The sequence below is a fragment of the Synechococcus sp. MU1648 genome, assembly GCF_023630615.1.
Classification (GTDB): Bacteria; Cyanobacteriota; Cyanobacteriia; order PCC-6307; family Cyanobiaceae; genus Parasynechococcus.
Genome location: NZ_JAKUHI010000001.1, coordinates 48,126 through 67,899 on the forward strand (window position 1 = coordinate 48,126; position 19,774 = coordinate 67,899).

Annotated in this window: 23 protein-coding genes and 1 tRNA gene; 15 read left to right on the forward strand and 9 right to left on the reverse strand. The window is 59.0% G+C overall.

Annotation, left to right across the window (positions count from 1 at the left end; translation table 11 throughout):
* Nucleotides 1-82: 82 nt before the first annotated feature.
* The 6 genes from NCN06_RS00280 (at nt 83) to NCN06_RS00305 (ending at nt 4,385) form a co-directional block, all read left to right on the forward strand.
* The gene (locus NCN06_RS00280; protein WP_115025203.1) at nt 83-718 is read left to right on the forward strand and encodes a DUF3318 domain-containing protein; all 636 of its coding nucleotides are present in this window, start codon (nt 83-85) and stop codon (nt 716-718) included.
* Complete coding sequence (gene rsfS, locus NCN06_RS00285; RefSeq protein ID WP_115025202.1) at nt 711-1,067, forward strand: ribosome silencing factor; 357 nt, start codon at nt 711-713, stop codon at nt 1,065-1,067. Before NCN06_RS00280 ends, rsfS begins: the two co-directional genes overlap by 8 nt.
* Nucleotides 1,068-1,078: 11 nt before the next feature.
* The gene (locus NCN06_RS00290) at nt 1,079-1,573 is read left to right on the forward strand and encodes a CGLD27 family protein (protein WP_115025201.1); all 495 of its coding nucleotides are present in this window, start codon (nt 1,079-1,081) and stop codon (nt 1,571-1,573) included.
* A 17-nt stretch (nt 1,574-1,590) separates the two neighbouring features.
* Entirely contained in the window at nt 1,591-2,559 is a 969-nt protein-coding gene (locus NCN06_RS00295; RefSeq protein WP_250398508.1) for an asparaginase, read from the forward strand.
* Nucleotides 2,560-2,605: 46 nt separating this feature from the next.
* A tRNA-Met gene (locus tag NCN06_RS00300) sits at nt 2,606-2,682 on the forward strand.
* Between the two features lie 59 nt (nt 2,683-2,741).
* Complete coding sequence (locus NCN06_RS00305; RefSeq protein ID WP_250398509.1) at nt 2,742-4,385, forward strand: GMC oxidoreductase; 1,644 nt, start codon at nt 2,742-2,744, stop codon at nt 4,383-4,385.
* Here NCN06_RS00305 and NCN06_RS00310 read toward each other — a convergent pair.
* Complete coding sequence (locus tag NCN06_RS00310; RefSeq protein ID WP_226407837.1) at nt 4,366-4,632, reverse strand: DUF2811 domain-containing protein; 267 nt, start codon at nt 4,630-4,632, stop codon at nt 4,366-4,368. The genes NCN06_RS00305 and NCN06_RS00310 overlap by 20 nt on opposite strands.
* A 402-nt stretch (nt 4,633-5,034) precedes the next feature.
* Nucleotides 5,035-6,132 (reverse strand): sirohydrochlorin chelatase, encoded by a 1,098-nt coding sequence (locus NCN06_RS00315; RefSeq protein WP_250398510.1) that lies wholly within the window; start codon nt 6,130-6,132, stop codon nt 5,035-5,037.
* Here NCN06_RS00315 and NCN06_RS00320 point away from each other — a divergent pair.
* Together NCN06_RS00320 and NCN06_RS00325 are read left to right on the forward strand one after the other, a co-directional pair.
* Nucleotides 6,097-7,386 carry an FAD-binding oxidoreductase gene (locus NCN06_RS00320; protein ID WP_250398511.1) on the forward strand — a complete coding sequence of 430 codons (1,290 nt, stop codon included), beginning with the start codon at nt 6,097-6,099 and terminating at the stop codon, nt 7,384-7,386. The two genes, NCN06_RS00315 and NCN06_RS00320, sit on opposite strands and share 36 nt — an antisense overlap.
* 30 nt (nt 7,387-7,416) lie before the next feature.
* Nucleotides 7,417-8,979 carry a SulP family inorganic anion transporter gene (locus tag NCN06_RS00325; RefSeq protein WP_250398512.1) on the forward strand — a complete coding sequence of 521 codons (1,563 nt, stop codon included), beginning with the start codon at nt 7,417-7,419 and terminating at the stop codon, nt 8,977-8,979.
* Nucleotides 8,980-8,994: 15 nt separating this feature from the next.
* Here NCN06_RS00325 and NCN06_RS00330 read toward each other — a convergent pair whose 3' ends face one another.
* The gene (locus tag NCN06_RS00330; protein ID WP_115025197.1) at nt 8,995-9,318 is read right to left on the reverse strand and encodes a hypothetical protein; all 324 of its coding nucleotides are present in this window, start codon (nt 9,316-9,318) and stop codon (nt 8,995-8,997) included.
* Nucleotides 9,319-9,408: 90 nt separating this feature from the next.
* Here NCN06_RS00330 and NCN06_RS00335 point away from each other — a divergent pair, with 90 nt between their 5' ends.
* Genes NCN06_RS00335 through NCN06_RS00350 form a run of 4 tightly spaced genes read left to right on the forward strand, consistent with a single transcriptional unit; the run spans nt 9,409 to nt 13,074 of the window.
* The gene (locus NCN06_RS00335; protein WP_115025367.1) at nt 9,409-10,470 is read left to right on the forward strand and encodes an amino acid ABC transporter substrate-binding protein; all 1,062 of its coding nucleotides are present in this window, start codon (nt 9,409-9,411) and stop codon (nt 10,468-10,470) included.
* Nucleotides 10,470-11,360 carry an ABC transporter permease subunit gene (locus NCN06_RS00340; RefSeq protein WP_115025196.1) on the forward strand — a complete coding sequence of 297 codons (891 nt, stop codon included), beginning with the start codon at nt 10,470-10,472 and terminating at the stop codon, nt 11,358-11,360. The genes NCN06_RS00335 and NCN06_RS00340 overlap by 1 nt, the downstream gene beginning before the upstream one ends.
* Nucleotides 11,360-12,334 carry an amino acid ABC transporter permease gene (locus NCN06_RS00345; RefSeq protein WP_115025195.1) on the forward strand — a complete coding sequence of 325 codons (975 nt, stop codon included), beginning with the start codon at nt 11,360-11,362 and terminating at the stop codon, nt 12,332-12,334. Before NCN06_RS00340 ends, NCN06_RS00345 begins: the two co-directional genes overlap by 1 nt.
* Complete coding sequence (locus tag NCN06_RS00350; RefSeq protein ID WP_115025194.1) at nt 12,331-13,074, forward strand: amino acid ABC transporter ATP-binding protein; 744 nt, start codon at nt 12,331-12,333, stop codon at nt 13,072-13,074. Before NCN06_RS00345 ends, NCN06_RS00350 begins: the two co-directional genes overlap by 4 nt.
* Before the next feature lie 27 nt (nt 13,075-13,101).
* Here the strand turns inward: NCN06_RS00350 and NCN06_RS00355 are convergent, their stop codons facing one another.
* From NCN06_RS00355 to NCN06_RS00365, 3 genes are all read right to left on the reverse strand, one after another.
* Nucleotides 13,102-13,377, reverse strand: a complete 276-nt coding sequence (locus tag NCN06_RS00355) for a hypothetical protein (RefSeq protein WP_250398513.1) — start codon at nt 13,375-13,377, stop codon at nt 13,102-13,104.
* Nucleotides 13,378-13,540: 163 nt separating this feature from the next.
* Entirely contained in the window at nt 13,541-13,930 is a 390-nt protein-coding gene (locus tag NCN06_RS00360; RefSeq protein WP_006849603.1) for an AbrB family transcriptional regulator, read from the reverse strand.
* Between the two features lie 203 nt (nt 13,931-14,133).
* The gene (locus tag NCN06_RS00365) at nt 14,134-14,349 is read right to left on the reverse strand and encodes a hypothetical protein (protein WP_115025192.1); all 216 of its coding nucleotides are present in this window, start codon (nt 14,347-14,349) and stop codon (nt 14,134-14,136) included.
* A 180-nt stretch (nt 14,350-14,529) separates the two neighbouring features.
* Here NCN06_RS00365 and NCN06_RS00370 point away from each other — a divergent pair, with 180 nt between their 5' ends.
* Entirely contained in the window at nt 14,530-15,432 is a 903-nt protein-coding gene (locus NCN06_RS00370; RefSeq protein ID WP_250398514.1) for an AEC family transporter, read from the forward strand.
* Here NCN06_RS00370 and NCN06_RS00375 read toward each other — a convergent pair.
* Nucleotides 15,423-16,007: an alpha-ketoglutarate-dependent dioxygenase AlkB family protein gene (locus NCN06_RS00375; RefSeq protein ID WP_226422404.1), complete on the reverse strand. Its 585-nt coding sequence runs from the start codon at nt 16,005-16,007 to the stop codon at nt 15,423-15,425. The two genes, NCN06_RS00370 and NCN06_RS00375, sit on opposite strands and share 10 nt — an antisense overlap.
* A 59-nt stretch (nt 16,008-16,066) precedes the next feature.
* Here NCN06_RS00375 and NCN06_RS00380 point away from each other — a divergent pair, with 59 nt between their 5' ends.
* Both NCN06_RS00380 and NCN06_RS00385 read left to right on the forward strand, forming a co-directional pair.
* Nucleotides 16,067-16,399: a DUF723 domain-containing protein gene (locus tag NCN06_RS00380; protein WP_250398515.1), complete on the forward strand. Its 333-nt coding sequence runs from the start codon at nt 16,067-16,069 to the stop codon at nt 16,397-16,399.
* A gap of 8 nt (nt 16,400-16,407) precedes the next feature.
* On the forward strand, nt 16,408-17,511 hold the full coding sequence (locus NCN06_RS00385) for a DUF819 family protein (RefSeq protein WP_250398516.1): 1,104 nt from the start codon (nt 16,408-16,410) through the stop codon (nt 17,509-17,511).
* 6 nt (nt 17,512-17,517) lie between these two features.
* Here the strand turns inward: NCN06_RS00385 and NCN06_RS00390 are convergent, their stop codons facing one another.
* Entirely contained in the window at nt 17,518-18,411 is an 894-nt protein-coding gene (locus NCN06_RS00390; protein ID WP_250398517.1) for a homoserine O-succinyltransferase, read from the reverse strand.
* A 17-nt stretch (nt 18,412-18,428) separates the two neighbouring features.
* Nucleotides 18,429-19,754: an O-acetylhomoserine aminocarboxypropyltransferase/cysteine synthase family protein gene (locus NCN06_RS00395; protein ID WP_226398146.1), complete on the reverse strand. Its 1,326-nt coding sequence runs from the start codon at nt 19,752-19,754 to the stop codon at nt 18,429-18,431.
* Nucleotides 19,755-19,774: the final 20 nt, after the last annotated feature.

The window sequence follows — 19,774 nt, forward strand, 5'->3', positions numbered from 1 at the left end:
AGTTCAAGCCTCTCACGCGGCCAAGCCCTGAGCCCCGAGCTTGGCCTCGCTACGGTGATGGAATATCAGCACCAGATTTGCGATGAGTGAGCTCCAGCGCCTGAAGGGGGTGCTGCCACCGGAAATGCAGAGCTGGGTGTTTGTGGAATCAGCTGCTGCAGTTGATCCTCCCTTAATCACCCTTGAAGAGATCGGTCGGGATGAAGTGGAGATCCAGGTGGATCTCGACGAATGGGATTCCCTCGCGTTGGACCACCGCAATTTGCTGTTCTGGCACGAGGTTGGTCGCATTCAGAACGACACCATTCCCAGGGATGGGTGGGAGATGGCCGCCCTGGCCATCGGCCTCGGCGGTGCCATCGGTGAATTGTGGGTTCAGGACGGCCTGCTGCTGCTCATGGCCCTTGGCCTTTCTGGCTTCGCGGGATACAGGCTCTACCTGAAGAACAATTCGGAAAAGCGTCTTCAGGACGCCATCAGTGCCGATGAGCGTGCGATTGATCTGGCCTGCCGGTTTGGTTACAGCGTTCCGAACGCCTATCGGAGTCTGGGGGGAGCACTGAAAGAGTTGGTCGAAAAGACCCGCAAGAAGAGTCGTCGCAGCTACTACGAGGACCGTCTGGAAGCCCTGCGGAAAAGCGCCAGCAAGGCCAGAGCCGAAATGGCTCAGCAAGAGGGCTCGCGCAGCTCAGTCACTAGCGAAAATGTCTATGGATAGTCAAAAGCTTGCCGAGCTGGTCGCCGACGCTTGCGATGACCGCAAGGCCACCGACATCCGTCTGATTCGCGTTGATGAGGTCTCCAGCCTGGCCGATTGGATGGTGATCGCCGGTGGTCAATCCGACGTCCAGGTTCGTGCCATTGCACGGTCGGTTGAAGACAGGCTGGAGGCTGAGGCAGATCTCTTGCCCTTGCGTAAGGAAGGTCTCAATGAAGGGCGCTGGGCTCTTCTGGATTACGGCGATGTCATCGTTCATGTGCTGATGCCCGATGAGCGCGGTTACTACGACCTTGAGGCTTTCTGGAGTCACGGTGAAAGTAGAACCTTCTTACCGTCAGCTCACTAGCCGCTTTCCCTATGCCAGAAGCGGTGTCCTGCCCCGTTCCTCCGGAGCAGCGGCCTCTTGAGGAGTTTCAGCAGCTCTGTGAGTCGTGGTTTTTTTCTTGGCCGGCAGGCCAGGATCCTCGTTTGATGCAACACCTTGCCGGCAGCTGGCTGTTGATGCTGCCGGTGTGCAGTTTGATCGCCAGTGGCAGTTGGACTCTCAAGCAGGATCCGCCCAGGCTCGTGGCTGCAGCCGCAGTTGCGGCTCTCGTTCTGCCTTTGCTGCTCCTTGTGCGCCAATGGCTGGGATGGACCTACGTCATGCAGCGTCTGCTGCGTGAATCCGTCGACTACGAGGAATCCGGCTGGTACGACGGGCAGACCTGGGAAAAACCCTTGTCATGGCGAGAACGAGATTTGCTTGTAGCTCGGCATGAGGTTCGACCAATCCTTGGGCGTTTAGGCCGTGCAATGGCCACCTCGGCCGGTTTGATGCTTGCTGGTGCCAGTCTCTGTCAGGCTCTTTGAACCACTCGGGGTGACCGATGACTTTGCCCTCGGGCTTCAGCCCTGCAGCCCGGTCCGGGTCAGCGCCCCTTGAGGTTTGTCTTCGGCGGGGATCGATCACGGAGTCGGTGCATCGTGTCCATGCGGTGGTTTGCGATGGACGTGGTCGGGTGCTGATGTCGGCTGGGAATCCTGGCTTGGAAAGTTTCATGCGCTCGGCGCTCAAGCCGTTTCAGGCTCTGCCCTTTCTCAGCAGTGGCACCGCCGGCCAGATGGATGTCGATGACCGGGGCATCGCCATCAGTTGCGCGTCCCATGCGGGCACCAATGCCCATGCGCGGGAAGCCTTCCGGTTGCTGTGGAAAGCGGAGTTGGACAGCGCTTCACTTCAATGTCCGGTTCCGGATGGTGCTGACAGTCCGCTTCAGCACAATTGTTCCGGCAAACACGCTGCTTTTCTGGCCACCAGTCGGAAGATGGGATGGCCGCTCGAGTCGTATCTGCAGAACGACCATCCGCTGCAGGTTGAAGTGAACCGTCGGGTTGCTGAACTGATTGGCCTGCCTGCGGAGGAATTGGTTGCAGAACGGGATGATTGCGGCGCTCCGACCTTGGTGCTGCAGTTGGCCCAGATGGCGCTTCTGTATGCCCATCTCGGGGCCTCACAGCATGCTGAACTTGAACAGATCAGTCGGGCCATGCTGAGTCATCCCGACCTGGTGGCAGGCGAGGGGCGTTTCGACACCGAGCTGATGCGCCGCAGCCATGGTCAGGTCTTGAGCAAAGGTGGAGCTGAGGGCATTCAATGTCTGAGCCGCATTGGTGAAGGTCTTGGGGTAGCCATCAAGGTTGAAGACGGCTCCCGTCGTGCCAAGCAGGCGGTTGCATTGCATGTGTTGCGTCAACTGGATTGGCTCACGCCCATGGGGCTCGACGAGCTGGACGAGCAGGTGCTGGTCGTGAACCCGAGCGTCAAGCTCACCGTGAATGGCGCCTTGCACACCTGACCTCTGCAGTCATGCGTGACACCGACATGTATGATTTTCAGGTCGCCGCGGGGTAGAGCAGTCTGGTAGCTCGTCGGGCTCATAACCCGAAGGTCGGGAGTTCAAATCTCCCCCCCGCCACCAACTCTGATTGAATGAAAGATCTCCCTCAGGGGGGATCTTTTTTTGTCTGTGGTCGTTCCATGAGCAGTCGCTCTATGAACTGCGATGGCCCCTGGGACGCCATCGTCGTTGGCTCGGGAGCGAGTGGAGGTGTGGCAGCCATGACGCTGGCTGAGGGCGGCGCGCGGGTGCTTGTGGTGGAGGCTGGCCCTGACCTCACCAGCACGGAAGCCTTCGGGTCTGAGCCGGGCAATCTGTTGCGGCGGATCGTGGGACTGACCAGCGGCAGTCATCGCCGGCAGTCCCAGCATCCTGGCTACTGGAAAGCAAACCCTCGGCTGTACGCCGACGAGAGAATCCACCCTTACGACCACCCGACGGACCAGCCTTTTCTCTGGACGCGAGGTTTGCAGGTTGGCGGTCGCAGCCTGACCTGGGGTGGCATCACCCTGCGTCTTTCCGATGAGGATCTGGCCGGTGTCAACGTTGACGGCGAACAGGTTGGTTGGCCCCTGCGTAGCCGTGACCTGATGCCGCATTACGCCGAACTGGAGCGCTGGCTCGGCGTTCATGGTGGGCGCGATGGTTTGGATCATCTGCCGGATGGAGACACGCAACCGGCTCTGGCGGCGACGCCGGCAGAGCAGCGCTTTGCCGAGGTTGTGCGGCATCGGTTGGGTTACCCCGTGATTCAGTCCAGGGGGTTTGGTCCATGGCTACAGGAGACAAACGCACCTTGGCCTCGCTCAAGCAGCCGCGGCAGCAGCCTTCCTCGTGCCATGGCCACAGGACGCACACAGCTGCTCTCTGAGCATCTGGTGGAGCGTCTACTGGTGAATGCAGGTGGCGACAAAGCCACTGGTGTGGTTGCCGTTGATCAAGCCAATGGCAACAGAAAGGAGTTGAAGGCGGATCTCGTGGTCTTGGCTGCTTCGACGATTCAGACCGTTTCCATCCTGCTGCGTTCCCGTCGTGGAGAGCAGAGCAACGGTTTTGACGACCCTTCAGGACGTCTCGGTACACGCCTGATGGATCACGTCTCTACGTCGCAGTTTTTTGCTTTCCCCGAGCAAGTCCATGCAGCGCAGCCACCTCTCACGGGGGCCGGAAGTTTCTTTGTGCCCTTTGGGCGGCACCTGTCATCTGCTGAATTTCAGGGCGGCTATGGACTCTGGGGAGGTATTGGGCGGTTTGACCCACCTCGATGGTTGAGGCGTCGCCCGTCCTGCATCACCGGGTTCCTCATTGGCCACGGTGAAGTCCTCCCGAGGGTTGAGAACAGAGTGACGCTGAGTGAGCGCAGCGATCGCTGGGGCGTGCGTGTTCCCTTGATTGCGTGTCGTTGGAGTCCCAATGAGCTGGCGATGGTGACGCACATGCGCGCCTCCATCAAGGCCTGTATCGACGCTGCCGGAGGTGAAGCCCAGCCGATTAAGGACCTTTTCCATCTCCCCTTCGTCGAGCCTTTCTTGGATGGGGCGGTTGCTCTGTCTGACGGCGCAGCACCACCGGGCTATTACATCCATGAGGTTGGAGGGGCTGCGATGGGCTCGAACGAGACAAGCAGCGTTCTCGATTCCTTCAACCGGCTCTGGCGCGTCCCCAATGTGTTGGTGGTTGACGGTGCCTGTTGGCCCTCCTCGGCCTGGCAGAGCCCAACGCTCACCATGATGGCCCTGAGCCGTCGGGCGTGTCTGCTGGCCCTTAGTGGTCGGGGCGGATAAACAAATCGTCGAGATAGCGCTCGGTTACGGCGCGGTCGTCACTGCCGTTCTGAAACAGAAAGTGGGCAAGGGCGGAACTCATGACGCGGTATTGATCCCAGGTGGGGTTCTCACCGATGAAATCCTTCATGCCTCGATAGAGCACTTCGGGAATTTCAGTCTCCAGGCTCACGTAGCTGGCTTTTGCAGATGTTCCGCGTTCTGTTGTCCCCATCTCATGGCATCGCTCGAGATGATTTCGCTCCATGTTGTCTAGCTCGCCCATGTCCAACGCCACTAAGAAAGCCACACAACTGCCATTTGCGTCAAAGCCGTCTCCATTTGCTGAATTACGAATGAGACGAGATGAGACAGCAGTCTGAGACTGGGGTTGGATGCATGAAGGGCGACGAAGGTGGCTTGGTCTAGGGAGTTGGAGCGGACTGTCAACCCGATGGTGCCCTTCCCGTGGAAATTCACAGGTTGACCGTCACGTCCGGCAATCCACCTTCAGCCTGTGGAAAAGGGTTGTGTTTCCTGTGGAGAAAGCGGGCGAACCCCTGTAAAGGATTTTCGATAAGCAAATCTGATCTTTGCCCCGTCGCTCCTGTCGCTTTCAAGAACCGTGTCATTGGTGACCGAGGAACGGTTTTGCTTAAGGGATATGGATTCAATCTTTAGGAGCGTCGCTGGTGCGCTTCAGCGTGGTGGGCCCCAAGGGGTGATCGGCATGGGGATAAGGGGGGTGATGGTGGTCATGGCTGTGGTCTGCCCCATGGCTGTGGTCTGCCCCCTGGCTGTGGTCATGGGCAATCGGTAGGCCGTCGGGTTGGCAAGCCCCTGTGCACTCCAATTCGCAGAGCGTGCAGCTTTCCGCAAGTCCTTCCACGTGATGGTGGTGGCTTTCCTGCGCACGCCCCACGTCCTGTTCGAAGCCCAGCACCTGGGCTCTGTACTTGCAGAGCGAGCAGTTCATGGCAGTGTCGCCTCGCAACACTTCCTCGACCCGCTCTTTGAAGGTGTCCACCACCAGTGTGTGGTCGCCCAGGTACCCCGCCGAGAGAAACTCCACCTCAGGGTGGTCCGCTTCTACCAAAGCGGTGTGTTGGCGGATTCGGCTCACCAAAACCCCTGAAAAGAGGAAGTAGGGCACCACCACAACACGTTTGAAACCCAGCTTCACCGCATGGCGTAGCCCTGGTTCCACCAGCGGGAAGGTCACGCCCGAATACACCGTTTCTCCCCAGCCGAAGCCAAACCCTTCCACCAGTAGGCGCGTCACCTTGGCCACGTTGGAGTTGGCGTCTGGATCGGATGAACCTCGACCCACCACCACCAGGAGGGTTTCTGTCAGCGGGACGGTGCTCGTGGCGGCGTCGAGACATTCCTGAACCCTTGCTCCGGCAGCCGACACCATCAGGCGATCCACGCCCAGCTCACGGCCGTAATCGATCGGCAGACCAGTTTCAGCGGTGTAGGTGTTGAGAACGGAGGGGATGTCGTTCTTGGCATGCCCCGCGGCGAAAAGCATGGCGGGAATGGCCAGCACCTTGGTGACGCCTTTCTCGCGGAGCGCTTCAAGACCATCCCGAAGGATGGGGCGGGCAAATTCCAGGTAGCCGTGTTCCACCGGCATCGGGGCGAGCCGAGGCCGTAGGGCTTCCACCATCTGGGCGAACTCTTCAACGGCCAGTCGGTTGCGACTCCCGTGGCCGCAGATCAGAACGCCAAGATGCTCGTTGCCGGTTTCCGCGTGCTGTTCGGCCAAAAGGTCGCTCTGCTGTTCCAATGGATTGACGATATCGGTCGCATCGCGATGGATTCAGACCGTCCCGTTTTCATCAATGCGCAGGCGGCTGATGCGAGGTGCTCCGGCCTGGTATCTCCACGGCCGGAAACCTTGAGTGATTGCATTCGGGATTGGAGTGGTCCGCGGCCATTACGACTCTGTGGGGGTGGCACCACATCTCGCGCCGCCGCCGCCGACAACTGGACGGTGGATGTTCAAACCCACTTCAAACGTCTTGATTGGGAGCCTGCCGATCAGACGGTGTTGATTGGTGCAGGGTGCCGAATGGGAGAGGTGCTCGATGCGTTGCTTCCTTACGGCCGAACGATGGCTGCCGGTTTGTCGGGGCTGCCCGGGCTTGGTTATGTGCTCACCGGCGGCATGGGGCCGCTGAGTCGACAAGTGGGGCTGGCTGTCGACCAATTGCTGGAGATTCATGGTGTGTGGGGTGATGGCACCCCCTTTGCGCTGTCACGAGCAGCTGATGGTGGCTCGTTGGAGTGGCGCGGCCTGTGTGGAGCAGCACCGTTTCTGGGTGTGGTGAGCGAGGTGCGCATGACCACCCATCCCGTTCAGCCGCTGTGGGTGGAGCAGCGTTCGGTTTCTCCGGATCAACTCGCTGCACTCATGCTCCAGGCGGAAGCATCGGACTCCAGTGCCAGCCTGCAATGGCATTGGGAGAGCGCCGACGCGGTGCAGTCGCTTTGGGTTGGTCATGCTGCATGGGCCGGAGCGCAGCGGATCGAGGGGTTGCATCAGCTCCCATCGTTGAGAGGATCAGCTCCGCTGCCTCCCCGTTGTCATTCGGAGGTCGTTGGTTTGTTGGGCCCTGCAGCTGCTGAGGCCTGGGGACATTTGATGCCGGAGCTACGCCATCTGCTGCAGCACCGTCCGCATCCGGGCTGCAACCTGGCCTGTCAGCAGCTTGGTGTGGTGACAAAAAAGGTTCCAGTCGCGGCCACCTCGTTTGTCCACCGCGATGCCGAGTGGAAACCTTGGATCACGGCGGCTTGGACGCCAGGGGATGCCGATGGCCGATGCCGCAGCCTCGCTTGGCTGCAAGCGGTTTGGCAGATCCTCCAACCGGTCTGCCCTGGAGTGCATCTGGCGCAGTTTCATGACCACCTGCCGTTTCACCAAAGGGAGTTGGAGGCAGCGTTTGGACCCTGGTTGCTGGAGTTGCGAAAGCTGAAACAGCGCTTGGATCCGGCAGGCATCCTGCCGGCGCTCTGATTTACGGTCGCCCCTAACCGGCATCCGCTGATGGCCAAGCGATCCAACCCAACCCTGGTGAATCAGTGGTTTGCTAATCCCAGCAAAGACCTTCTTTCCGGACTTGTGGTGGCTTTCGCCATGATCCCGGAGGCCATCGCTTTTTCTGGGATCGCTGGGGTGGATCCCAAGGTCGGTCTGTTCGGAGCGTTTTGCCTGTCGCTGACCATCGCTGTGGTTGGGGGCCGGATGGCGATGATCACGTCGGCAACCGGCTCCACGGCGCTCTTGATGACAGGCCTGGTGGCGACGGGTGAGGCTCGGGGGCCAGGCCTTGGGGTGCAATATCTGATGGTGGCTGGTCTGGTGACGGGCCTGCTCCAGATCCTTTGGGGGTATCTGCGATTGGCGTATCAGATGCGTTTTGTTCCCCAAGGGGTGCTGAGCGGGTTTGTGAACGCGCTGGCCTTGCTCATCTTTCAGGCCCAGTTGCCTCAGCTCGGTTTGAATCTCCATGCTGGAGAAGCCGATCACGGAGCCTCCTCTCTGTTGCCCCATGGCGGGCAGATCCCAGTCGTCTGGGGGTTGGTCCTGCTCGGCCTGGTCATCATCTATGGCCTTCCAAAGCTGACCCGTGTGGTGCCATCGCAGCTGGTCGCCATCGTTGTGCTGACGGCGATCAGCGTGGGTTTCAGCTTCGACATCCCTACGGTCAGCAGCCTGGGCACCCTTCCATCTGGCCTCCCCTCCTTCAGTCTTCCCTTCGGCGCCGGAGGTGTTCCCTTCAGCCTGGACACTCTGGGGCTGGTGCTGCCCACCGCCCTGGCCATTTCGCTCGTGGGCCTAATGGAAACCTTCCTGACCCAGGACATCCTCGACGACAAGACCGACACCACCACCAACAAAAACGTTGAGGCCCGGGGTCAGGGCATTGCCAACATTGTCGCGTCCTTGTTTGGTGGCATGGCTGGCTGTGCCCTTGTGGGCCAGTCCGTGATGAACGTGGATAACGGTGGTCGCACGCGCCTCTCAACCTTGTTTTCTGGAGTCAGCCTGCTGGCGATGATCCTTCTGGCTGGTCCTTGGCTGAAGCAAATTCCGATGGCGGCTTTGGTGGCCGTGATGATCAGCATTGCCGTCAGCACGGCTGACATCAATGGCCTCCTCAACTTGCGTCGCATTCCGAAGAGCGACACGTCGGTGATGCTGATGACCTTCGCCGTCACCATGCTCACCACCCCTCACAACCTCGCCCTTGGTGTTTTGGCTGGCGTGGCCTTGGCAGGAATTCTGTTCAGTCGCAAAGTTGCCAAGGTGATTCAGGTGGAGACCATCGAGATCAGTGATCAGGAGCGTCTGTACCGGGTTGAGGGGCAGCTGTTTTTTGTGAGCAAGGTCTACTTCCTTCAGGCATTTGATCTTCACGACCATCCCGAGCGCATCACTCTTGATCTGTCCAAGGCCCATATCTGGGACCAGAGCGGCGTGGCTGCACTGGATCAGGTCATCCGCAAATATCGCAACGGTGGTTCGGTCGTCAGCGTTGTAGGCCTCAACGAAGAAAGCCTTGATCTGTTCGAGCGGATTGGGGGGCAGGAATCAGCGCATGCCTGATCTTGAGCTTTGATTTCAGAATCTTGAGGCTGAATTGGGAGCCCCCATCGTGGCGAGACAGACACTGAGGTCTTGGTGCATGGCCAGGAGGCGTTGCTGAACCTGCGCATCTTCAGGGTTGGTCTCCACGTACCTTTCGGTGACGTCGTTGCTGATGCTCAGCAACAGGCAAAGCGTCTGAAGGTCACCACCAGCGCGTTGCTGAGCACTCTCTAAAAGAACCCCCAACAGAGCCATTTTGTTGTTGTAAGCCCCCCGATCGCTGCCCTCCCATGAGAGAGCAGCGGGGGCAGTGGTTCCAGCGATCAGTCCGGCCAAAAGCCCGGCCAAGACTTTCATTGCGGTGAATTTAATTAAGGCGAAATTAAGTCGGTTCCAATCGATTTGCCCGGGATCTGGGACAATCCCACCCGATCCGTACCAACGCTGATGTTCCGATCCCATTCGCGTGCTCTGATCGCTGCATTGGCAGGTCTGTCTGCCCTGCTCAGCTCTTGCGCCTCACTGGATAGTGCGGGTGGTTCGCGCCTGGATCTTGTTAAAGCGCGAGGCGAGTTGCTCTGCGGGGTGAGCGGCAAAATTCCAGGTTTCAGTTTTCTTAGTCCTGATGGGCGTTACACCGGATTGGATGTCGATGTCTGCCGTGCCATGGCAGCTGCTTTTGTGGGGGACGCTGAGAAGGTTCAATACCGGCCTTTGACCGCTCCAGAGCGATTCACTGCATTGCGATCGGGAGAGATTGATCTGTTATCCCGCAACACGACCCATACCCTCAGTCGCGATGCGGTGGGCGGGAACGGTCTGCGCTTTGCTCCAGTGGTGTTCCACGATGGCCAGGGATTGATGGTGAATGCGGCCAGCGGTGTGCGCTCTCTGGCTGATTTGAGCGGCAAATCCATTTGCGTGGGATCAGGCACCACCACCGAACAGAACCTCAACGACGCCTTCGCGTCTCAAGAGCTGCCTTACACCCCGATTAAATATCAGGATCTCAATCAGGTGGTCGGTGGCTACCTCCAGGGGCGATGTGAAGCCATGACTTCGGATCGGTCTCAACTGGCGGCTGCACGTTCTGGCTTCAGCGATCCACAGCAGCATTTAATTCTCGACGACAGGATCAGCAAAGAGCCTTTGGCTCCGGCCGTGGTGGGTGGTGATCAGCCCTTGGGCGATGCCATGGCATGGGTGGTCTATGCCCTGATCGAGGCGGAGGAGCGGGGCATCACTCAGGCCAATGTCGACGCCTTGGTGCAGCAAGTTGAAGCCGACCCTTCCCAGACGGCTCTGCGGCGATTCCTGGGTGTGGATGCAGGCCTGGGTCGCAAACTCGGGCTCCCCGATGACTTTGTCGTTCAGGTGATTCGTTCGACCGGTAATTACGGCGAGATCTACAACCGCCATCTGGGTCCGGAGAGTGCGGTGGCCATCCCAAGGGGTGCCAATCGCCTTGCCGGTGAGGGTGGTTTGATGATTGCTCCACCCTTCACCTGATGCGGCATCGTCGTCTTCTGCTTCAGGTTGGTGTTGCCGGGGTTCTGTTCGGCTTGCTGGCCCTGTTGGTCAATAATCTGGCCGTCAATTTGATCCGTACGGGGCTGGGGCTGGGTTTTGGCTGGCTTGGCCGACCGGCAGGCTTCGCTCTGGCGGAAACCGCTCTCCCTTATGCCCCATCCGACAGCTATCTCTGGGCGCTGACCATCGGTTGGCTCAACAGCCTCAAGGTGATCGTGGCTGGTCTTGTGCTGGCCACCATCTTGGGTGTGGCTGCAGGTGCAGCCCGCAGCAGCGGCAACCGTCTGCTTCGCAGCCTGGCCGGGGGGTACGTGGCGCTGATTCGTCAGGTTCCCCTGCTCCTGCAGTTGCTGTTCTGGTATTTCGTTGCCTTCCTCGGTCTTCCTGCAGCACCGATCGGTGGCTTGATCAGGCTCTCGAATCAGGGCATTCAGTTGTTGGGCTTGAATCTCAGCGTTGAATTTTGCGCTGTTCTCGTCGGACTCACCGTATTTACCGGTGCATCGATTGCCGAGATTGTGCGCGGTGGCATCAATGCAGTGTCAAGGGGCCAATGGGAGGCCTTCCGCAGTCTTGGACTCGGAGAAGGTCTCGGGTTGCGTCGCATTGTGCTGCCCCAGGCGCTACCGGCGATTCTTCCTGCGCTGACGAGCCAGTACCTCAATCTTGCCAAGAACAGCACGTTGGCGATTGCGGTGGGTTATGCCGATCTCTACGCCGTAAGTGACACCACCATCACGCAAACCGGCCGCGCGATTGAAGGATTCCTGCTTCTGTTGCTCAGCTTTCTGCTGCTGAATTTGCTGATCAGCGGTGGCATGGCCGCCTTCAACAGTGCGGTGCTGGGCCGTTTGAACAGGAGCCGCTGATGAACCGTTGGTTGGATCGCTCGATCACCCTCCTCCTGGTGGCGCTGCTCGGTTGGGCCGGCTGGTCGCTGCTGCATTGGTTGCTGCACACGGCCGACTGGTCTGTGGTGACAACGAATCTGCCGCTTTATGCGGTGGGCAGTTTCCCGGCGGATCAACGTTGGCGCCCGCTGCTGTGGATGGCTGGATTGATCACCCTCACGTTGCTGACCCTCTGCGGTCCGAAGCGTGGTCCTGTTCGCCGTTGGCTGCCGCTGCTCTGGATCGCAATGGCACCGCTGGGGCTTTGGCTGTTGGCAGGAGGCCTTGGCCTTCTGCCGGTGGGATCGCGTCGTTGGGGTGGGCTGACACTCACGCTGCTGCTCACGGGAGGCAGCGGCGCTTTGGCGCTGCCGCTTGGAATCCTGCTGGCTTTGGGCCGCCGCAGTGACCTTCCGGTGTTGCGCTGGAGCAGCTCCACTTACATCGAATTGATGCGGGCTGTCCCGTTGATCGCCGTTCTGTTTTTCGGACAATTGCTGATTCCGCTGTTCCTTCCGCCAGGGCTTGAGATCAACAGGGTTTTACGGGCGGTCGTGGCCTTCGCCTTGTTTGCAGCGGCCTACATCGCTGAGGATGTGCGCGGTGGATTGCAAGCGATTCCGCCCACCCAGCGGGAAGCGGCAGCCGTGCTTGGCCTTTCACCACGACAATCACTGCAACTGGTGGTGCTGCCCCAGGCGCTGCGGGTGGCACTGCCGTCGCTCACCAACCAGGCGGTGGGTCTGCTGCAAAACACCAGCCTGATGGCCATTCTCGGTTTGGTCGAGTTGCTGGGCATCAGCCGCAGCCTGTTGGCGAATCCCGCTTTCATCGGTCGCTATTTGGAGGTGTATCTCTGGCTTGCTGCGGTTTACTGGCTGGCGTGTACGGCGATGGCTCTGCTGGCCCGGCACCTGGAACTTCAGCTCGATCCTGCCCGCTCTGCCCCATGACCGTTGCCATTCGTGCCACTGAGTTGGTCAAGAGCTACTCCCAAGGGGTGAAAGCTCTTGATGGCGTCAGTTTGGAAGTGAACAGCGGCGAAGTTCTGGTGGTGATGGGTCCTTCGGGATCCGGAAAGAGCACCTTGATCCGTACCTTCAATGGTCTGGAATCGCTGGATGGCGGTGCCTTGGATGTGCTGGGGGAACGCTTGGATGCCACCCATGGGGAACGTCAGGTGCGGGCGATTCGCAAACGTGTGGGCATGGTGTTTCAGCAGTTCAACCTGTTCCCCCATCTCTCGATCCTCGACAACATCACCCTTGCCCCGATCAAGGTGCAAAAGCGAGCAAAGGCTGATGCGGAGCATCGCGCCATCGAGCTTCTCGACCAGATGGGAATTCGGGAGCAGGCACGGAAGTACCCGGCGCAACTCAGTGGTGGTCAACAACAACGGGTGGCGATCGCCCGGGCTTTGGCCTTGGATCCGGAGGTGATGCTGTTCGACGAGCCCACGAGCGCTTTGGATCCGGAGCGGGTGAAGGAAGTGCTTGATGCGATGCGCCAATTAGCCCAGGGCGGCATGACAATGGTGGTGGTGACCCACGAACTGGGCTTTGCCCGTGAGGTGGCGGATCGGGTGATGTTTATGGACCGGGGCCAGGTGGTGGAGACCTCCGACCCGCAGACGTTCTTCACCAATGCCAGAGAAGAACGCAGCCGCAGATTCCTGAACCAGATGCAGCACTGAAAGAGCTGAGAGACTTCGTTTCAGCCATCAGGCTGACTGTCGTTCCCTCCACGGTTCAGCGGCCTTTCTGCTGTTGGCTTGAGGCAATGGAACTTTGCTGGATGTGGTTCGCTTCGACTGCTGCCCCTTCCAATGGAAGTAAGCGGTGACGCTGACCAGCCAAAACATCACAAAAGCGAGGGTCAGCACCAGACCATGCATCCGAAAAAAGGTCAGCACAATATGGATCGACAGGGCAACTGAACCACCAAATAGGAACGTATTACTCAAGACCGAAGCGACGGCTGCCTTGAAGGATTTCAACCCTGTCGCTCCATTCCGGCTCACCATACCGAGCAAGAATTGCTGTGCCAGCCCTCTGATCTCTGCAGGAGCGTATTGGTTGTTCAGTCCTCAATAAAAAACCCCTCCCATGGATGGGAGGGGTTGGAAGAGGTTGGGAAACTTCAGAAGATGGATCTGCAGATCACTCGTCTACCTGGTCAGCGGCTTCGCTGTGCTCTGCAGCTGCACCTGTGGGGATAAGACGGATGGCTTTTTTGCCCAGTTTGATTTCAAACTCATCACCTGGCTCGAGATTCAGCATGGCGGTGTAGGCCTTGCCGATCAGCAGGTTGCCGTTGCCCTGCACTTTGGCGATGTAGCTCAACTTGCGGCCACCTTTGCCAATTGCAGCACCGCCGCTGCTCAGATTGACGCCTTTGGCCTCAAGCAGCGCCTCATAGAAAGCAGTGAAATTCAGGCGATCGCCACCGTCTTTCTTGTCAGAGACGTAGCCACAAGCTCTCACTAGATCGGATTTGGAAACATCCCCTAGTTCTTTGACCTTTGCAAGCAGCTCGGAACCGGTCAGCATTGTGAATGCATCTCATTGGATGATTAGTTCATAACTGATTGGTTGGCTGGGTGTCAATCAGTTGACCCAATATTTCCATGACTTAGTGGCCTGATTTTTGGCATCTAGGGATGCGTCTCTGTGGTCTGACCCTTGAGACTGCTTTCTTGTTATGAACCTTGACTGGGTGATATTGAGCCCTGTGCAGCGGTTTTACCTCAGGATCATTCAAGCGGTCGTTTCAGGCTCGCGTCGTGGAGACTGTCTGAACCCTCACAGATGATCGTGTAGTCGACACGATCATCGTCAGAACAGCAGAAATCGCTGTAGTACCGCTCAAGCTCATCGTATGCAGCGTCGTAGCTGTCAAAACGTTGCCGCGTCAGGCGGTCCTCCGTACTGTCGCTACGCACGATGCGATGGCGTGAAGCTGGATTCATCAGCTGGTTTCACGCGACATGTCGGAACGCAGATTAGGCGCGTCCGTGGGTGAATTAGGACGGTGTCTTCATGGAATCTGCTTGTCGTTCAAGCTGTCGTTCTTTCCCCATTGAATGGTTTTGGTCTGATGCGTCAGCCGCCTCAGCTTTCTAGGGTCGTGATCTGAGCTGGATGTGCCGATGCTTCGGTTTTTGCTGGAGCTTGCGCCTTCCCTGCTGATCGGGTTTTGGGCTGGAGGACGCCATGAAATCCTCGCCGCCCGCTTGGCCACACCGTTGGTGAGGTTCGGGGTACCGATCAGTGTGATGGGCCTGCTGTTGAAGGGTGGCCTGAGCGGCGACATGTTGCAGGCAGCGGGTCTTGCGGTGCTGGCCATGGGCCTTGTGCTGGTGGGGGCGTCGCGCTTACCGGGATTGGCTGAGCTGGTCTCTCCAACGCTTCGGTTGGGCAGCTGCACTGGAAATACGGCTTATTTCGGAGTGCCTCTGGCCTTGGCCTTTCTGCCTGATGAGGCCCTCTCTATCAGCATTGGCTACGACCTTGGGGCGACACTGCTGACTTGGAGTCTTGGTCCGCTGCTGATCGGTGAGCGGGTCAACGGCTCTAAAAGGCTGCACGGTCTCATGAGCAGCGTTGCGGCGAGCCCAGCGACCCGCGGGCTGATCGGTGCATTGCTGATTCAGGCGACCCCCTGGTCTGAACTGGTGACCGACGCTTTGTGGTGGCCTTCCCGCTTGGTGATCTTGCTGGCTCTGATGGTGGTGGGCATGCGCCTTGGCAGCATCCATCGCAAGGGAATCACTCCATCGGCCCGACCGTTGCAACTGCTGAGGCCACTGGTCGCCAAACTCCTGCTTTATCCGTTGCTACTGCTGCTGCTTGCATCTCTGCTGCGGTTCGATCCGCTGATGGTTCAGGCGGTTGCGCTGCAGGGGGCAGCGCCGACGGCGATCTCACTGCTATTGATTGCGGAGTCTGTGGGGGCTGATCAGGAGCGGGCTGCAGGTCTGGTGTTCTGGAGCACGCTGCTGGCGTTGGTCACGGCGCCTGCTTGGGGTGTGCTGCTGCGATCTCAGTTTTGAAAACGGCGAAAGGTGAGATTGATGCGCGTGGTTTGTACTTTCCGCCGTTGCGGAACACTGTGCATCCATTGGCTCTGACACCCCGGGTGCATCACGAGCAGATCACCATCGGCCAAAGGCAGCGATATCCGGCGTTGGGGAGTGCTGCGATGGCGGAGCTGAAAATCGCGTGTAGCCCCGAGTGAAAGGGAGGCAATCGGAGCCCGCTGATCAATCTCCGGTTCGTCATCAGCGTGCCATCCCATGCGGTCGTCCCCGTGGCGATACAGATTGAGCAGACATCCGTTGAACTCGGTCTCACAGGCTGCATTGACCTGAATCAGCAATGGCTTGAACCATTCAGGCCAACCACAGCCCTTGTGAACGGCACCGCTATAGCGATATTGAATGCCTTCGTTGGCAAGAAACACCGTCATCCTGGGGACTGGATGACGCTTGCCATAGACCTGCACGACTGGCTGTTGCCAGAGGAGCTGTTGTTCAAGCAGCGTTTGCCAGCGCCTTGCTTCGTTTGCCTGGAGCCACCCCTCTTGCAGGGACCATTCCGTTTCGGGAGCGGCCGGATTGACGTTCATTCGTGACGTCGGATGACGAGGTCGGTTCCATCTCGAGACTGTCCCATACATTCGAATGCATGGGAGCCCGAATCACTGAAGAAGAATTCCTCAAGCGCGCTGTTCAGCGTTTTGGTGATCAATTCGACTACAGCCTGATCCGCTGGCGGAGTTACAAGAGCCCTGTTCAAATCCGCTGCAAAGAACATCCGGTTCAACTGATCACAATCACGCCGGAAAAGCATCTCCAAACCTTGGGCGGATGCCGCCACTGTCTTCGTGAAAGGCGCATTGCCTCGCTGGAACGGGAACTCAACCGCAAGTCCGCTCAGCGTCCTGATTCCGTTTCTGTTGAGTCTTCTCCTGTTGAGTCTTCAATAACCCTCGAAACAACACCTAACCGTACGGTTTAAAGCTCGCGATGGTGGTGTCGCTGGTTGGAGTTTTGGGGCTCACCCTGACGGGATGGTGGATCAGTCGCTCGACAGGCATTGGACGCCAGCTCGGAACCACGATGGTGGTTCTGCTGATCGGATTTCTGGTGACGAATGTCACCGGTTGGCAGCCGCAAACAGCTGCAGTGAATTGGGTGAGCGGTCCGCTGACGTCCTTGGCCATTACCCAGCTCCTGCTCGCTGTTGATCTGCGACGGATCTGGCCAGAGGCTCGGCGTCTTTTCGCTCCTTTTGTTGTGGCTGTGGTGGCGACGCTGCTCGCCGTTCTGCTCGGGGCTGTTTTGCTCAAGCCCTGGCTTTTGGGCAACAGCACTGTTCTTGCAGGCATTTACACCGCCACCTTCACGGGAGGAAGCCTCAACTTTGTATCCGTCGCCCGCACCCTTCAGCCGCCGGAGCCACTGCTCCTCTTGGCCACGGCAGCGGATCATGTGGTCTTTGCCACTTGGTTCGGCCTCAGCATCCTGATCGGTCGTCGTTGGGGGAAAGAGGTGGAGTCCGTTGCCCCCCAGTTGCATCGAGACGAGCTTGATGCGCCATCGCGATCTGATGGTCCCCGGGTCCTGTGGTCACTGCTCTGGGGCGGTGCCGTTCTGTGCACAGCGGAGTTGATGACGGCTCTGATTCAGCGGGGTTGGAGTGACTGTCCATCCATCCTGGTGCTGACCACGACGGCGTTGATTGCTGCCCAGCTCCCTGGTGCATCTTTGCGCTCGGGTTGCTACGGGCTTGGCTTGCTGTTGATCCAACCTTTCTTCACTGTGATTGGACTCAGCTCTCCCTTGACCGGGTTGTTTGGTTCTGGATGGCCTGTCTTTTTGTATGCCGTCTGGATTGTTGCTGTTCAGGGGGTTCTGTTGTTGGTGCTGCGTTCCTGGCAACGTTGGCCTCTGGTCGAATCTCTGGTGGCATCCCAGGCAGCCATCGGTGGCCCAAGCACTGCTCTGGCCCTGGCAACATCCCTCAACCGCCCAGCGCTTGCCATGCCTGGGGTAGCCATCGGTCTGCTGGGCTACTTAATCGGCACCTACCTCGGATTGTTGTCTGCGTTTCTGTTGGGTTTGACCTAATGCAGCTCAGGCCTTAAGGCTGACCCGCTGGTAGCAGAACCACAGCCATTGTTGGAACAGAAGGTTCCTATGAGACCGCCAGAGGGTCTGGGGACGGGCGGGATCAAAATTCTCGGGCGGGGGAACATCACCCCGGGCCCGGTCACGTTCCATTTCTCCGACGATGCGCCCGACGTTGTATTCGGGGTGGCCCAAGTGCATCAGCTGGCGTTGATCCGGGGTCTCGAAAATGGTGTAGCCCACCTGCTCGCCGTGGGCGAGCAGACGGAGACGTCCATCCCGTTGCGCGGCTTCCATGGCAGCGTCCGGCAGCCCTGCATGACGGCTCTGGGGACAGACGAAATCATCGTCTTGGGTGCCCATTAAGGAATGACCAGGAACCAGGCTGCGCATGGGGTAGATCCCGAACAGTTTCTGCGGGAACGAAACCTTGTCGACGCCAGCCAGGTAGGCGAGGGCGAAACCGGCCCAGCAAAGGCCAAGGGTGCTGGCGCAGGTTTGTCGCGCTTCCTCGATCAATTTGACCAGCTCTGTCCAGTAACTGACCTGTTCAAAGGGCAGGTGCTCCACGGGGGCACCGGTGATGATCAGGCCATCAAGGGGACCCTGGGACAAGGCCTCATCCCAGCTCACATACAGCTGGTTGAGATGGTTTTGATCCCAACTCTTGTAGGCATGGGAGTTGAGTCGAATCCAAATCGGTTCGATCTGCAGCACCGAAAGGCCCAGCGGATGCAGCAGGTTGAACTCGTACTGCTTGCCCAGCGGCATGATGTTGAGAATGCCAATACGCAGGGGCCGGATGTCCTGGCGTTCGGCCTGTTCAGGCTCAATCCAGGAGATCCGGTTGCGTTCAACCTCCGCGATTTTGTGGTAGCTGCGAGGAAGGATCAGCGCCATGGGGGCTGTGTCGGCATTCAGCTGAGAACGGCGAGGGCCTGCTCGAAGTCGGCCTTGATGTCGTCGATGTGTTCGAGTCCGACGGAGACCCGCACCATCGTGGGCGTGACGCCAGCAGAGGCCTGTTCAGCCTCACTGAGTTGCTGGTGGGTTGTGGACGCGGGATGAATCACCAGCGTTTTCGCATCGCCCACGTTGGCGAGGTGGCTGGCCAGCTTGAGGCTGTCGATGAAGCGCACGGCATCGTCATAGCCGCCGTTGAGGGAGAACATCAGCATGCATCCCATGCCCCGTCCTGTCAGGTATTTCTTGGCGGCAGCGTTGTAGGGATCGTGCGCCAGGCCGGGATAGCTCACATGGGTGATGGCGGGATGCGAATCCAGCCAAGTGGCCAGAGCCATGGCGTTTTCGGTGTGGCGCTCCACGCGCAGACTCAGGGTTTCTAGACCCTGCAACAGCAGGAAGCTGTTGAAGGGACTGACGGCCGGCCCCCAATCCCGCAGACCTTCCACCCGGGCCCGCAGCGCGAAGGCGATGTTGCGGTCATCCGGCAGGCCAAGCATCTTGCAGACGTCACTGCCGAAGCCAAACGCATCCCAGTGCACCAAGCCGTGATATGCCGCACTTGGTTGGCTCATCAGCGGGAACTTGCCGTTGCCCCAATTGAAGGTGCCGGCATCCACGATCACGCCCCCCAGGCTGGTGCCGTGGCCCCCGATCCATTTGGTTGCACTCTCCACCACCACATCGGCGCCATGCTCAATCGGTCGCAGCAGAGCACCGCAGGCTCCCAATGTGTTGTCAACGATCAAGGGGATACCTTTCTCTTTGGCGAGCGCTGAAAGGCCCTCGAAATCGGGGATGTTGAAGCGGGGATTGCCCATCGCTTCGACATAAAGCGCTTTGGTGTTGTCGTCGATTTGTGCGGCAAAGCTTGCGACGTCATCGCCTTCTGCAAAACGCACGTTGATTCCCAGCCGCGGGAACTGCACCTTGAACTGGTTGTACGTGCCGCCGTAGAGGTAAGACGTTGAGACGAAGTTGTCTCCCGCCTGCATGCAGTTGGTGATCGCGAGAAACTGAGCCGACTGCCCTGAGGCGGTCGCTAGAGCTGCCACTCCGCCTTCGAGGGCGGCGACGCGTTTCTCAAACACGTCTGTGGTCGGATTCATCAGTCGGGTGTAGATGTTCCCGAATTCCTTCAGACCGAAGAGGTTGGCCCCATGTTCGGCGTCATTGAAGACGTACGAACTGGTCTGATAGATGGGAACCGCCCGCGCGTTGGTTGCGCTGTCGGGCGATTGCCCGGCATGAAGCTGCAGGGTCTCGAAGCGGTGAGACATCGTCCTCGGCGTTGGACACT